This window comes from Paeniglutamicibacter psychrophenolicus, assembly GCF_017876575.1.
GTDB lineage: Bacteria > Actinomycetota > Actinomycetes > Actinomycetales > Micrococcaceae > Paeniglutamicibacter > Paeniglutamicibacter psychrophenolicus.
On record NZ_JAGIOE010000001.1, the window covers coordinates 1,143,011 to 1,156,791 of the forward strand.

Here is a 13,781-nt window from a genome sequence, read left to right on the forward strand (position 1 = left end):
TCGGTGGTTGGAAGCCTTTATCGCGGTTGCCGAGGAATTGCACTTTGGCAACGCGGCTGTGCGGCTTCGCATGGCCCAGTCGCCCCTGAGTCAGACCATTCGCAAGCTCGAGCGCTCACTGGGGGCCGAGCTCTTTGTTCGCAGTACCCGGTCCGTGGAGCTCACCACTGCGGGGCATGCGTTGCTTCCGCATGCCCGCGAAGTCCTTGGGCAATTGCGCATCGCGGCGCAGGCCGTCAAGGTGCCCGAGGGGCGGGTATACGGAAGCCTGGCCCTCGGGTTCACCGGGGTGCTCAACCACCTCTCCCTGCCGCCCCTGACCCGCGCCCTGCGCAAGACGTACCCGGACATCGAACTCACCCTGGTGGGGCGGGTGATGACCCAGGATGCAGTGCACCAACTGGATTCCGGGGCCCTTGACCTCGCCTTTGTCGGGCTGCCGGTGGACTCGGCCCGGATCAATTCCAGATTGCTCGCCCAGGAGGCCTTCGGCGTGGTGCTCCCAACCGACCATCCACTGGTTTCCGGGGCAGCCGTGGACCTGACCGACCTTGCGGACGATCAATTCATCACGCCGCCATTGGCTGCGGGTTCGGCCCTGCACGAGTCCACCATCAGGGCCTGCGCCGATGCCGGATTCTATCCGCAGGTGGCCCAGGAGGTCAGCGACCCCTACATGATCATGATGTTGGTGGCCGCCGGCATCGGCGTCGCCCTGCTGCCCGAGGGCATCGCCGCCTTCGTGCCGCCCGGAGCCGTGTACGTTCCGCTGAGCGGCGTCCCCCGCTACATGAACCACGGGCTGGCCTGGTCGACCAGGCCGGGGTCCCTGGCCCGCGAGGCCTTCCTTGAGCTGAGCGAAAAGGTGCTCCCGTCACCGGAAATGATTGTGTAGTTTTCACACATTGTCTATGTGTAATTAGGTCGTGGACATAATAAGTGCGCGGGGTCACACTTGATGAAGTTCCTCCACCGGGGGAGAGAAAGGATCATCATGAACACCACGACCCCCACCGCCCGAGTTGCACGGCCCAAGGCCGGGCCGCAGGCTCGGCGCGCAGCGCTCTCCGGATTCCTGGGCAGCACGCTTGAGTACTACGACTTCTTCATCTACGGCTCCGCCGCCGCCCTGGTTTTCTCCCACGTCTTCTTCCCGGCGGATGGAGCGAACGCGGTCCTGCTGTCCATATCCACCCTTGGCGTTGCGTACGTCGCCCGCCCGCTGGGCGCGGTCATCTGGGGGCACCTGGGCGACAGGTTCGGCCGGAAAAACACGCTGATGGCGGTGCTGGTGCTCATGGGCCTGTCCACCTTCCTGATCGGATGCCTGCCAAGCTACAACCAGATCGGCATCTTCGCCCCGATCCTGCTGGTGGTCCTGCGCCTCTTCCAGGGCCTGTCCGCCGGCGGCGAGTCCCCGGGCGCCGCGTCGCTGTCCATGGAACACGCGCCGGATGACCGCCGCTCGTTCTTCGCCAGTTTCACCATGAGCGGGATCATGTTCGGCATTGTGCTGGCGACCTTGGTCTTCATCCCGGTCGCCTCGATGCCCGATGAGCAGCTCTGGAGCTGGGGCTGGCGCATTCCGTTCTGGATCAGCATCTTCCTGACCTTCTTCGCCTTCTGGATCCGCCGCCACCTCGAAGAACCGGAGGTCTTCGAGGAGGTCAAGGAGTCCAACGAGGTTGCCAAGATCCCCTTCATCGAGCTCTTCAAGCACCACTGGACCGCCGTTGTCCGGGTCATGCTCTCCTCGACCTTCGCGATGATCAACACCATCGTCAACGTCTTCGCACTGGCCTTCGCCGTGGAACACAACGGCATCGAGCGCACCACCATGCTCGCCGCGATTGCCGCCGCAAACTTCGCCGCGGTGCTGACCCAGCCGCTCTATGGGCACCTGGCCGACAAGATCGGGCGCAAACCCGTCTTCATTGGCGGCGTCCTGGGTGCCGGGGCCATGATCTTCGTCTTTTTCAACGCCATCGGCACCGGCAACGTGGCCCTGATCTTCATTTCCTCGATCATCCTCATGGGTGGGCTGTATGCCGCACCGAACGGTTCCTACATGGCATCCTTCCCGGAGCAGTTCCCGGCCACCGTCCGGTACTCCGGGATGGCCATCGGCCTGATGCTGGGTCTGCTGGTCTCTGGTTTCACCCCGGCCATCGGCACCATGATGACCGCGGGCGACAGCTCCAACTGGATGCCGGTGGCCATCATGTGCGCAGGATTCACGGTGCTCTCGGCCATCGCCTTCGCCACCGGACCGGAAACCTACAAGATCCCCACCGCACAGCTGGGCATGACCCGCGCCGAACGCAGTGCGCTGGGGAACAAGTGAGCATCCGCACGCACCGCGTCGGGCTGATCGGCAACGATCTGGGAACCTCGCTGTCCCCGGCGATCCATCAGGCTGAGGCCGCTGCGCTGGGCCTGGTCGGCTTCAGCTACGAGGCCATCGACCTGGCCGGAATCCCGGAGCCGGACCTGGGTCGGGTGCTGGCAACCGCCATCGCCGACGGGTTCACCGGTTTCAACATCACCCACCCGCACAAGCAGGCGATCATCCCGTTCCTGGACGCCGTTGCGCCGGATGCCGCAGCCCTGGGCGCGGTCAACACCGTGGTGATCGACAACGGCCGGATGGTCGGCCACAACACGGACAGGACCGGGTTCCTGGCCGGGCTGCGCCGCAGTCTGCCCGAAGGCTCGGGACACCAGTCGGTGGTGCTCTTCGGGGCTGGCGGAGCCGGTTCGGCCGTCGCCGCCGCGCTGCTGGATTACGGCGTGGTCCGGCTGCGGATCATCGATACCGACTGTGGACGGCGGGAGCAGCTGCGCCGGCTGCTGGTGCGCAGTTTGCCCGAGGGCAGCGCTGCGACCGTCGAGATCGCGGGCACCGACATGGCCGAGGACTGGGTGGGGGAGGCGCAGGGTGTCGTGAACGCGACCCCGATCGGGATGGAGCACGTCCCCGGGACCCCGTTTGACCTCTCGTGGCTGACCGGATCGCAGTGGGTTGCCGATGTCATCTACCGGCCCGTGGTAACCGATCTTCTCGCCGCGGCGGCGGACCTCGGCTCACCGGTGGTTCATGGCACCGCCATGCTCGTCGAGCAGGCTGCCGACACCTTCGAGCTGGTCACCGGCCGTTCGCCGCGGCGGGAGAGAATGCGCGAGCGGCTTGTGGGCCTGCTGGCCTCGGCGAAACCGTAGCGACTGCACGTTTGTAGACTGGTCTTCGGTGGACACGAAGGGAGATGGAGAGATCATGGCGAATTCCCGTTCCGGGGAATCGGTCGTCGACCGGATCGTGAAGCTGCTCAGTGCCTTTGAGCGCTCCACCCCGGTATTGACGATGAGCGAGCTCTCCCGCGCCACCGATCTCCCCACCAGCACCACCCACCGGCTGGCCGGCGAGTTGCTGGCCGCCGGCTTCCTGGACCGGGACGAAGAGGGCCGCTTCGGCATCGGGGTGAAAATGTGGGAGCTGGCCGCCCGCTCCAACCCGGTGGAGGAATTCCGCCGCCGCGGCCTGCCGGTGCTCGAGGGCATCCATGAGGCGGTTCGCCAACACGTCTCACTGTCCATCCCCAGCTTCGAGGACTTCACGGTGCTCTACCTGGAGCGGCTGGACAAGCTGGGTGCCGCGGTGAACCTTGCCGAGGTCGCGGGGCGGCTGGACATGCACTCGACCTCCGCCGGGTTGTGCATGGTGGCGCATGCGCCGCAACGGATCCAGGACGAGCTCCTGGCCGGCACGTTGGCGCGGTCGACCCCGCACACGGAGACCAATCCGGGCCGCGTCCGGGCGCACCTGGCACAGATCCGCGAGCGCGGATTTTCCCGGCTGGCCGGGGTCCTGGTCAAGGAGAACGCCGCCTACTCCGTGCCGGTGTTCGGCATGGGCAACGAGGTCATCGGGGCGATCACCGTGGTCACCCCGCTTCTCGAGGAAGACCCCAACCTGATTATCCCGGTGCTGGTGGCCGCCGGGCGTTCGCTCTCGCGTTCCATGGGTGCCGAACAGCGTCCCTACGGGGCGCGCAGCTGGCTTCCCCGGGGCAAGTAGCAGCACGCGGCAAGGCCGCTTGGAGTGCGCCCCGCCTGACGCGGCCGAGGGCACTTTCCCATTGGACGGGAAAGTGTGGCGGCGGGGTTCGGAAGCTTCCTAAGGTTGTAATCCAGCGCACGAGATGGGCATCACAAGAACCTCCATCGAGCCAGGCAGCCCCGCGACCCACACCCCGGACGTCGCCGCTGATGCCCACCGCGCAGACTCCCCGCATTTTCCTACGTTCCCCCAGGAGGGTCCCCATGCCCCGCACACAGATTGACCCCGCCGCCCACGTGCCGGATCGCGCCAACGATAAGGTCTTGGCACCGGAACCGGTGCGCAGCCCGCGCAAGGCCGCCCTGGCCTCCTTCCTGGGATCGACCCTCGAGTACTACGACTTCTTCATCTACGGTACCGCCGCGGCGCTGGTCTTCAACAAGCTCTTCTTCCCGGATGCCGACCCGGCCGTCGCCCTGCTGGGGTCGATGGCCACCTTCGGCGTCGGCTACCTGGCCCGGCCGCTGGGCGGCATGGTGATGAGCCACGTGGGGGACCGCGTGGGGCGCAAGCAAGCGCTGATGATCACCCTGCTGATCATGGGAGTTGCCTCCCTGGGTATCGGGCTGCTGCCCACCTACGAACAGCTCGGCTGGTGGGCCACGGGCCTGCTGATCCTGGGCCGGCTGGCCCAAGGCTTCTCGGCCGGAGCCGAGGCCGCTGGCGCCTCCACGCTGACCGTGGAGCACTCCCCGGAAGGCAAGCGCGGCTTCTACACCTCGTTCGTGATGACCGGCTACGCCTCCGGAATGGTGCTCTCGACCCTGGTGTTCATCCCCATCGCCGCGCTTCCCGAAGACCAGCTGATGAGCTGGGGCTGGCGGATCCCGTTCCTGCTCTCGGTGGTCGTGCTGGCCGTGGCCTACTGGGTCCGGACCCACCTGGATGAGACCCCGGTCTTCGAGGAAGAGGTCAAGGCGGAGAACGCCGGCGCCAAGCAGAAGGCCCCGGCCCTCATCGTGCTGCGCACCCAGTGGCGCGACGTGCTGCGCATCGTGTTCATCACCATGTACGCCGTCATGCAAACGATCTTCACCGTCTACGCCCTGGCCTATGCCACCGGCCCGCAGGTCGGCATTGACCGCACCACCATGCTGGTCATCAGCGCGGTGACCGTCGGGCTGTCGATCTTCACCATCCCGCTGGCCGGCCACCTCTCGGACCGCTTCGGGCGCAAGCCGGTGCTGCTCGTCGGCATGCTGGGCTGTTCCGTCACCATCTTCGGCTACTTCTGGGCCATCGGCGAGCAGAACATCGTCTTGATCTTCGTCTTCGGCCTGCTGAACATGTCGGTCTTCTACTCGGCCTGGAACGGCGTGTGGACCGTGTTCTTCCCGGAGATGTTCGCCGCCCCCGTGCGCTACTCGGGCATGGCCATCGGCAACCAGTTCGGCCTGGTCCTCACAGGCTTCGCCCCGGCCGTGGCCACCCTGCTGACCGGTCCGGGCGAATATGGCTGGCTGCCGGTGGCGATCTTCGCCGTCACCTGCGCGCTGGTCTCCGCGATCTTCGTGATGACCGCCCGGGAAACCGCGTTCACCCCGATCGAAGAGCTGGGCACCGGCAACTGGACACGCGCCAACTAGCCTCACCCCTGGCCCGCCAACCCCTCGCCGGACGACGAGGCAACTAGTAAATGTGCAAGTGGAACAGGTGTTTGCGAACGCGCTTCCCGTTCAACAGGCAACCAGCCCACGTGTCCTGCGCCACTTCCTAGAGTTGAATCCACGTACGGCGGGCAACCGCGCAGCGCCCGACAGACCCCAACAGAAAGGCCTGGACCATGACCGGATCCACCACCGCATCAACCCCGCGCTTGCGCGTGGGCATCGTGGGATGCGGCAACATCAGCCGCAACCACCTCGAGGCCTTCACCTCCCTCGGGAATGTGGACGTCATCGGGGTCTGCGACGTCGACATCACCCGCGCCCAGGCCACCGCCACGTCCTGGAACCTCACCCACGCGGTGGACTCGGTCGACGCCCTGCTGGCGCTGGGCCTGGACATCGTCTCGGTATGCACCCCGCACCCGACCCACGAGGAAGTGGTCCTGGCCGCCGCGGCGGCAGGCGTGAACGTCTTGTGCGAAAAGCCGATCGCCGTGGATGTTGCCTCGGCAGAACGCATGGCCAATGCCTGCGCCGCCGCCGGGGTCAAGCTCGGGGTGCTCTTCCAACGCCGCTTCTGGCCCGCGGCCCGCGCCCTGCGCGAGGCCATCGACGACGGCACGCTCGGCGCACCGGTGATGGGCCAGGTCTCGGTGCTGCTGCACCGCGAACCGGAATACTACTCCGCCGACGCCTGGCGCGGCACCTGGGCCAACGACGGCGGCGGGGTGCTGATGACCCAGGCCATCCACTACATCGACCTGTTGCAGTGGTACATGGGCCCGGTGTCCGAGGTCTACGGAGCGATCAACACCTTCAAGCACGCCGCCCACATCGAGGTCGAGGACTCGGCCTCCGCGGTGCTGAAGTTCACCAGCGGAGCCATCGCCACCCTGATCGCCTCCACCGCGGCCAACCCGGCACTCGGGGTGCAGATCCGCATCACAGGGACCACCGGCGCCACCGCCGAGTTGAGCGAATTCCCCGAGGGCAGCGATGGGCGCATCACCATCATGGCCGCGGGCGACACCGTCACCAGCACCCCGGCGCACCCGGCCGGGGCTCTCGCCAACGTCGGGCTGGCCAACATCAATGCCGCGCTGATCCCGCACCACCGCGAACAGATCGCGGAGTTCGTCCACGCCGTGACCCACTCGCACGACCCGGCCGTCACCGGCGAAGACGCGACCAACGCCCTGCGCATCCTGCTGGCAATCTACAAGTCGGCACGCACCGGGGAACCGGTGCGCTTCGCACCGTTCCCGACCAACGTCCCCACGGCCCCCGATGCTGTCGTGGCCCGTCTCGATTCCATCACCCCGGTCGCCTAAGCCCCGGCCCCCATCCGTTTCCCACCCCCACGATTTGAGCGAGAACATGACAAGCACAACCCAGCAGATCGGCCTGGCCCAGCTTTCCCTGGTGGGCACCGCCCCGCCGCAATTGGTGCGCATCGCGGCCGCCGCGGGCTTCGATTTCATCGGCGCCCGGGTCCGCCCGGTCACCGCCACCGAACGCGCCTATGACCTGCAGCCCGGATCTGAAATGCTCGCCGAAACGCTGCGTGCCGTGAAGGAAACCGGGGTCGGGATCATGGACATCGAATTCCTGCTGCTCGACGGCACCGACCAGCGCGCCGCCTGGCGGGCAATGATGGAAGCAGGCCAGGCGCTGGGCGCCAGCAGCCTCACGGTCGCCGCCGCGCTCACCGACCACGACAAGCTGGCCGAAATCCTGGGGCAGATGGTCCGCGACGGTGACGAATTCGGCATCGTCCCAACCCTGGAGGTCATCTCCTACCAAAGCGTCAACTCGCTGCCCATGGCGGCGAACCTGGCCCGGGAAACCGGCTGCAAGCTCGTGGGCGACACCCTGCACCTGAGCCGGGTCGGCACCACCGACGAGCAGTTGCGTGAACACGCCGGGCTGATCCCGATGCTACAGCTCTGCGACGGCCCGGCCGTGGCCCCGGCGGACCGCGACGGCCTGGTCCATGAATCGCGCTCCGAGCGCGGGGTCCCGGGAGACGGGGAATTCCGCCTCGCCGAAATGGTCGCCGCCCTCCCGGCCGGGCTGCCAGTGAGCGTCGAGGCCCCCTCGGACTCCACGCTCGCGCGCATCGGTGAACAAGCCTGGGCCAACACGCTCAAGGCCGGGGCCGATTCCGTCGTGGCAGCTGCCGATGCGCTGCGCGCCGCGGCACTGCTCCCGCAGTCCACGTGAAGGATCGAGAGGCAAACACCGTGAACACCACCGACACCGCGGCGCCGGAACTGGAGATCGCTCCCGGCGTGCGCGCACCGATGCTCGGCCTGGGCACCTGGCCGTTGCTCGGCGTGGATGCTGCCGACAGCGTCGCCCGCGGCATCGCCAACGGCTACCGCCACATCGACACCGCCGAGAAATACGGCAACGAGGACGCCGTCGGCGAGGGCATCCGCCGCAGCGGCATTGCCCGGGGCGACCTGTGGGTCACCAGCAAGCTCAGCCTGCCGGGCCACTCCCGCGCCGGCGCAATCCAGAGCTACGACGCCGCGCTGAAGCGCATGGGCCTGGAATACCTGGACCTGTTCCTGGTCCACTGGCCCAACCCGGAACTCGGCGGCTACGTCGAGGCCTGCCACGGACTGCAGGAACTGGTGAACGCCGGACGCCTGCGCGCCTGGGGAGTGTCCAACTTCAAGGCCGCCCACCTGGATGAGGTGCTGGCAGCGCGGCTGAAACCGGCGATCAACCAGATCCAGGTCGACCCGCGGCACCTGCAGAGGCCCCTGCTGGAAGCCAACGCGGCACGCGGCATCGCCACCGGGGCCTACAGCCCGCTGGGCCGCGCCGGGGACTTCCTCACCGACCCGGCCATCACCGGCCCGGCCACCGCCCACTCCAAGACCCCTGCCCAGATCGTGCTGCGCTGGCACCTAGACTCCGGCCGCATCGCTGTCCCGAAGTCGGCCAGCGACGCACGCCAGCGCGAGAACCTCGCGGTCTTCGACTTCACCCTCACGCCCGCCCAACGCGCGGGAATCGACGCCCTGGACACCGGGGCCGGCCCGCGGCTGGACTCCGACGAGTACGGCCACTAGGCCCGAGCCTTCGCATTCCCTCCATCTCCCTTTGAACTGAACGGAAACACCCACGATGAGCACCACCCCCATCCAAGCATCCGAGGTCGATGTCATTGTCGTCGGATCCGGCGCCGGCGGACTGTCGGCCGCGGTGACCGCCGCGTACCACGGGCTGAAGGTGGTTGTCGTGGAAAAAGCGGAGGTTTGCGGCGGGGCCACCTCCTGGTCCGGCGGCTGGGCCTGGACCCCGGGCAACCCTCTGGCCAAGGCCGCGGGGGTCAACGAGGACCGGGAGGACTTCCGCACCTACCTGCGCCACCGGCTGGGGGATCGGTACAACGCCGCACGCGTCGACGACTTCCTCGAAGCGGTGCCGCACATGGTCGGCTTCTTCCAGCACCGCACCTCCTTGCAGTTCACGCCCGGTGCGAAGATCAACGACATCTACGGGGACACCCCCGGAGCCGGAACCGGGCACCGCTCGGTGGGACCGGCCCCCTACAACGCCCGGAACCTCAAGCCCAAGCTGAGGGCCAAGATGCGCCACCAGCTCTACGCCACCAGCTTCCTGGGCATGGGCATCATGGCCGGGGAAGACCTGTCCAAGTTCCTCTCCGCCTCGCAAGGCAGCATCCCCGGCATCCTGCATGCGGCCAAGCGCGTCACCACGCACATGTTCGACCTGGCCGTGCACCGCCGGAACATGCAGTTGGTCAACGGCACGGCCCTTACCGCGCGGTTGATGAAGTCCGCCGACGACCTGGGCGTGGACATCCGCGTGTCCACCGCCGCGGAAAAGCTGGTCACCAATGAAGCCGGTGCCGTAACCGGCGTGGAACTGCGCGGACCCGAGGGCACCTACACCCTCGCCGCCCGCCGCGGCGTGGTGCTGGCCACCGGCGGCTTCCCGCAGAACGCCGCCCTGCGCGCCCAGCTCTTCCCCCAGACCCCCACGGGCAACGAACACTGGTCCCTGGCCCCGGCCGAGGCCAACGGTGCGGGCCTGGACATGGCTCGGGCCGTGGGCGCACGCTTCAACACCGATGTGGCCTCCCCTGCTGCATGGTGCCCGGTCTCGCTGATCAAGTACCCCAACGGGAAAACCGGCACCTTCCCGCACATCATGGACCGCGCCAAGCCCGGCAGCATCGGGGTGTTGGCCAACGGCAAGCGCTTCGTCAACGAGGCCAACGGCTATTACGACTACGTCGAGGCCATGATCGAGGCGACCGGCGAGGGCCAGGCGGTGCAATCCTGGCAGATCGCCGACTCCCGCTATGTCCGCCGCTTCCCGCTGGGCATGGCCAAGCCGCTGCCGGTGCCGCTGGCCCCGTACCTGCGCAGCGGCTACCTCATCAAGGGCAACACCCTGGAGGAACTGGCTACAAAGTGCGGCATCGACCCTGAGCAGCTGGCCGCGACGGTCGCCGACTTCAACGCCCATGCGGCCAAGGGCAACGACCCCGAGTTCGGGCGCGGCGAAAGCGCCTTCAACCGCTACGGCGGGGACGCGAAGAACACCCCCAACCCCTCACTCGGCGCAATCGAGAAGGGCCCGTTCTACGCGGTCAGGGTCGTGCCCGGTTCCTTCGGAACCTTCGCCGGCATCGACGTGGACGCCGCGGCCCGCGTGCTCAACGAGTCCGGAAACGTGATTCCCGGGCTCTACGCCGCGGGCAACGACCAGGCCAGCGTCATGGGCGGGCACTACCCGGCCGGCGGCATCAACCTCGGACCGGCCCTGACCTTCGGCTACGTCGCCGCGCGCGACATGGCCGGTGCCACCGAATACGAGGATGACGGCACCCCGGCCCCGCATCCGAGGACCGCACCCACCAGCTAGCAACACCCACCGGTTTTCCAAACACTCAGCACCCCCAGGAGCACCACGCCATGAACACCTACGCCATCAGCTACACCTACTCGAACGAGACCGCATCGAAGCGCGACGAGGTCCGCCCCAGCCACGTTGAATTCCTCAAGGGCCACTTCGAGGCCGGCCGCCTGCTGGTCAGCGGCCCCGTCGACGCAGGCGCCGGCGCCCTGCTGATCATCAGCGCCGCCGACGAGGCCGACGCGCTGGCCATGATGGATTCCGACCCGTTCGTCCAGGCCGGGCTGATCACCGAGCGCGGCATCCGCCGCTGGGACATCTTCTTCGGCAAGGACAAGCTCTAGGCCCCGCCGCCAGGACCAGAAAGGACAAGACCATGCTCAGAGCACACACCACCAAGCGCCGGACCATCGAGTTCCGCGACGAGGACATGCCTGCCCTGCGTCCCGGGCACGCCCTGGTGCGCGTCCAGCACGTCGCCTTGTGCGGCACCGACCTGCACATCTGGGACGACGACTACCCCACCGACCTGCCGCTGGTCCAGGGCCACGAGTTCGTGGGCATCATCGAGGCCATCGACCACGGCACCCCGGCAACGCCGGGAGCGGCACAGCTTCCGGTGGGAACGCCGGTGGCGGTCAGCCCCATGGTCTACTGCAACGAGTGCGGCCCCTGCCAGGCCGGGCGCTACAACGTCTGCCAATCCATTTCCTGCCTGGGATGCTACGAGGACGGCGCCCTGGCCGAGGTCCTCAGCGTTCCGGTCGGCAAGCTCCATGTGCTGCCCGAGGGCATGCCCGTCCGGCTTGCCGCCCTCGGGGAGCCCGGCTCGATCGCGATGCAGGCGGTCAACCGGGGCACCCCGGTGGAAGGCGAAACCGCCCTGGTGCTGGGCTGCGGACCGATCGGGCTGCTGGCCATCCTGTTCCTGACCGAGCGCGGGGTCACGGTCATCGCCTCGGATCTTTCGGAATCGCGCCTCGAACTGGCCCGGGCCTTCGGAGCCGTGGCCACGCTGAAGGCCGGCCCCGGCGAATTCCCGAACCCCGAACAGCGGGCCGAACTCGAGAGCTGGTGCCCGCTGTCCGGCCCGTCGCTGGTCATCGAGGCCACGGGCGTTCCGGTGTCGTTCGAAAACGCCGTGCACCTGGCCGCGCCCACGGCACGCATCGTTCAGGTCGGCATTTCCACGGCAACCGCGGCACTGTCCATGAGGGATGTCCCCTTCAAGGAACTGGACATCAGGGGAAGCCGCAACAGCCTGAACCTGATCCCCGAGGCATTGAAGGTGCTCAACCGGCACCACGACCTCGTCTACAAGCTGATCACCCACAGCTTCGATTTGAAGCAGCTGGGGCAGGCCTTCGAAACCATGCTGGATCCCGGGCAAAACGTCGGGAAAATCGTCATCGACATGCCCGCCAGCGTCCTCGCCTCCTAAAAGCCCCGTCCCCGAGTCCCACCGAACGGAAGCACTGAATCATGAACATCCCCCTTGCCTCCCCGGCCACACCGATCACCGAGCTGGAGTCCGTCTATGACGTGGTGGTCATCGGCTCCGGTGCCGCCGGCCTGACCTCCGCGGTGCGTGCCGCCCACGCGGGGGCCAACGTGCTGGTGCTGGAGAAGGCCGCGCTGCTGGGCGGAACCAGTTCCGCCGGCGGGGGCGTGATCTGGGCACCGAACAACCACCTCGCCCGCGAGGCCGGATTTGCCGACTCGAAGACAGCCGGGGCCGCCTACCTGCACGCCGTGGCCGGCCACGCCATGGAGCAGGCCGACATCGACTGGTTCGTTGACACCGCGGCCCAGGCCATCGAGTTCCTCGACGGCCAGACCCAAGTGAACCTGGTGCCGCTGGCACGGCCGGATTACCACATGGAATGGGACGGCGCGGCGCACGGCGGGCGAAGCCTGGACAACCTGCCGTTCACCGGGGAAGGGTACCCCGGGCTCAGCGCGATGCTGCGCCCACCGACCTACTTCCCGCTGCTGAGCATGATCGAGCGCGACACCCTTAACGGGCGGGCCCCCGACGCGGGGCTGCTCGCCGAACGAGCCGCCTCGGGGGTGCGCACCATGGGCGGTGCCCTGGTGGGCTCCCTGGCTGCCACCGCCCTGGACCTGGGAGTGGTCTTGACCCTCGAGGCGCCGGTGACCGACCTCGTTCGCAGTGAAACGGGTTGGACTCTGGAGATTGCGGGAAGCTCGGAGGTGCGTGCCGATGCGGTGGTCATCGCCTCGGGCGGGTTCGAATGGAACGAGCGGCTGCGCCGGGCGTTCCTGCCGCTGCCGGTCACACCCATCGGCGCCCCTTCGAACGAGGGCGACGGGCTGGAACTTGGACTCGCCGTCGGGGCAACGGTGCGGGACATGACGGCGGTCTGGGGCGTACCGGTGATCACCCCACCGGCGCAGCAATACGACTCCAAGCCCTCGGGCCGCATGGGCAACGTGGAGATGACGTTGCCGGGTTCCATCACCGTCAATGCCTCGGGGCGCCGCTTCGTGAACGAAGCCCTGAACTACCACGATGCCGCGCGGGTCTTCGCCAACATCGATCCGAACACCTCATACCAGGCCAACAACCCGGCATGGCTCGTGTTCGATGCGTACTACCTCGAAAAGTACCCGGTGGCGGGCTCCACACCCGGGGTGCCCGAGGAGTGGATGAGCAGTGCGGAGTCCCTGGAGGAGCTGGGCCGGGCCCTGGGCATCGATGCCGCCGCCCTGGCCGAAACGGTGCGCACCTTCAACGTGGACGCCGAAAAAGGCGTGGACAGCGAATTCGGGCGCGGCAGCAGCGAGCAGGACCGCCACCTGGGTGATGCCTCGAACCTGCCCAATCCCTGCCTGGCGCCGCTGGCCCGCGCCCCGTTTTACGCGGTGCCGTTGCATGCCGGGGTGCTCGGCACCTCGGGCGGGCTGGCCGCCAACCACGACGGGCAGGTCCTGGACCGGCATGGCAAGCCGATCGAGGGGCTCTACGCGGCGGGGAATGTTGCCGCGAGCGTGTTCCGCAACAATTACCCCGGCGGCGGGGCAACCCTCGGCTCGGCGGTGACCCGTGCCTTTGCTGCGGGCCGGCACATCGCCGCCGACGGTGCACGAAAGCGGGAAGCGGCAGGCGTCGTTCCCGCATGATTCCGCAGCGGTCC

At 67.7% G+C, this 13,781-nt stretch carries 12 protein-coding genes; all 12 read left to right on the forward strand.

What is annotated here, in order from left to right:
* Window positions 1-7 precede the first annotated feature (7 nt).
* The 12 genes from JOF46_RS04950 (at window position 8) to JOF46_RS05005 (ending at window position 13,767) form a co-directional block, all read left to right on the forward strand.
* Complete coding sequence (locus tag JOF46_RS04950; protein WP_245348011.1) at window positions 8-895, forward strand: LysR family transcriptional regulator; 888 nt, start codon at window positions 8-10, stop codon at window positions 893-895.
* Window positions 896-994: 99 nt separating this feature from the next.
* Window positions 995-2,344 (forward strand): MFS transporter, encoded by a 1,350-nt coding sequence (locus JOF46_RS04955; RefSeq protein WP_209906301.1) that lies wholly within the window; start codon window positions 995-997, stop codon window positions 2,342-2,344.
* Complete coding sequence (locus JOF46_RS04960; protein ID WP_209906302.1) at window positions 2,341-3,219, forward strand: shikimate dehydrogenase; 879 nt, start codon at window positions 2,341-2,343, stop codon at window positions 3,217-3,219. The genes JOF46_RS04955 and JOF46_RS04960 overlap by 4 nt, the downstream gene beginning before the upstream one ends.
* A 55-nt stretch (window positions 3,220-3,274) precedes the next feature.
* Window positions 3,275-4,075 (forward strand): IclR family transcriptional regulator, encoded by an 801-nt coding sequence (locus JOF46_RS04965; RefSeq protein WP_209906303.1) that lies wholly within the window; start codon window positions 3,275-3,277, stop codon window positions 4,073-4,075.
* A 245-nt stretch (window positions 4,076-4,320) separates the two neighbouring features.
* Window positions 4,321-5,703 (forward strand): MFS transporter, encoded by a 1,383-nt coding sequence (locus tag JOF46_RS04970; RefSeq protein ID WP_209906304.1) that lies wholly within the window; start codon window positions 4,321-4,323, stop codon window positions 5,701-5,703.
* 197 nt (window positions 5,704-5,900) lie between these two features.
* The gene (locus JOF46_RS04975; protein ID WP_209906305.1) at window positions 5,901-7,055 is read left to right on the forward strand and encodes a Gfo/Idh/MocA family protein; all 1,155 of its coding nucleotides are present in this window, start codon (window positions 5,901-5,903) and stop codon (window positions 7,053-7,055) included.
* 46 nt (window positions 7,056-7,101) lie between these two features.
* Window positions 7,102-7,947, forward strand: a complete 846-nt coding sequence (locus JOF46_RS04980) for a sugar phosphate isomerase/epimerase family protein (protein ID WP_209906306.1) — start codon at window positions 7,102-7,104, stop codon at window positions 7,945-7,947.
* A gap of 20 nt (window positions 7,948-7,967) precedes the next feature.
* Window positions 7,968-8,807, forward strand: a complete 840-nt coding sequence (locus JOF46_RS04985; protein WP_342592368.1) for an aldo/keto reductase — start codon at window positions 7,968-7,970, stop codon at window positions 8,805-8,807.
* Between the two features lie 55 nt (window positions 8,808-8,862).
* Entirely contained in the window at window positions 8,863-10,632 is a 1,770-nt protein-coding gene (locus JOF46_RS04990; RefSeq protein WP_209906307.1) for an FAD-dependent oxidoreductase, read from the forward strand.
* A gap of 50 nt (window positions 10,633-10,682) precedes the next feature.
* A complete protein-coding gene (locus JOF46_RS04995) occupies window positions 10,683-10,967 on the forward strand; it encodes a YciI family protein (RefSeq protein ID WP_209906308.1) in 285 nt (94 codons plus the stop codon).
* A gap of 32 nt (window positions 10,968-10,999) precedes the next feature.
* Window positions 11,000-12,064, forward strand: coding sequence for an alcohol dehydrogenase catalytic domain-containing protein (locus tag JOF46_RS05000; protein ID WP_209906309.1), 1,065 nt, complete (start codon window positions 11,000-11,002; stop codon window positions 12,062-12,064).
* Window positions 12,065-12,105: 41 nt separating this feature from the next.
* Entirely contained in the window at window positions 12,106-13,767 is a 1,662-nt protein-coding gene (locus tag JOF46_RS05005) for an FAD-dependent oxidoreductase (protein WP_209906310.1), read from the forward strand.
* Window positions 13,768-13,781: the final 14 nt, after the last annotated feature.

Bases quoted from the DNA above. Each gene is read 5' to 3' on its own strand.
- JOF46_RS04970 (WP_209906304.1), top strand. From the start codon at position 4,321: ATGCCCCGCACACAGATTGACCCCGCCGCCCACGTGCCGGATCGCGCC.
- JOF46_RS04975 (WP_209906305.1), top strand. From the start codon at position 5,901: ATGACCGGATCCACCACCGCATCAACCCCGCGCTTGCGCGTGGGCATC.
- JOF46_RS04980 (WP_209906306.1), top strand. From the start codon at position 7,102: ATGACAAGCACAACCCAGCAGATCGGCCTGGCCCAGCTTTCCCTGGTG.
- JOF46_RS05000 (WP_209906309.1), top strand. From the start codon at position 11,000: ATGCTCAGAGCACACACCACCAAGCGCCGGACCATCGAGTTCCGCGAC.
- JOF46_RS04955 (WP_209906301.1), top strand. From the start codon at position 995: ATGAACACCACGACCCCCACCGCCCGAGTTGCACGGCCCAAGGCCGGG.
- JOF46_RS04995 (WP_209906308.1), top strand. From the start codon at position 10,683: ATGAACACCTACGCCATCAGCTACACCTACTCGAACGAGACCGCATCG.
- JOF46_RS04965 (WP_209906303.1), top strand. From the start codon at position 3,275: ATGGCGAATTCCCGTTCCGGGGAATCGGTCGTCGACCGGATCGTGAAG.
- JOF46_RS04990 (WP_209906307.1), top strand. From the start codon at position 8,863: ATGAGCACCACCCCCATCCAAGCATCCGAGGTCGATGTCATTGTCGTC.
- JOF46_RS05005 (WP_209906310.1), top strand. From the start codon at position 12,106: ATGAACATCCCCCTTGCCTCCCCGGCCACACCGATCACCGAGCTGGAG.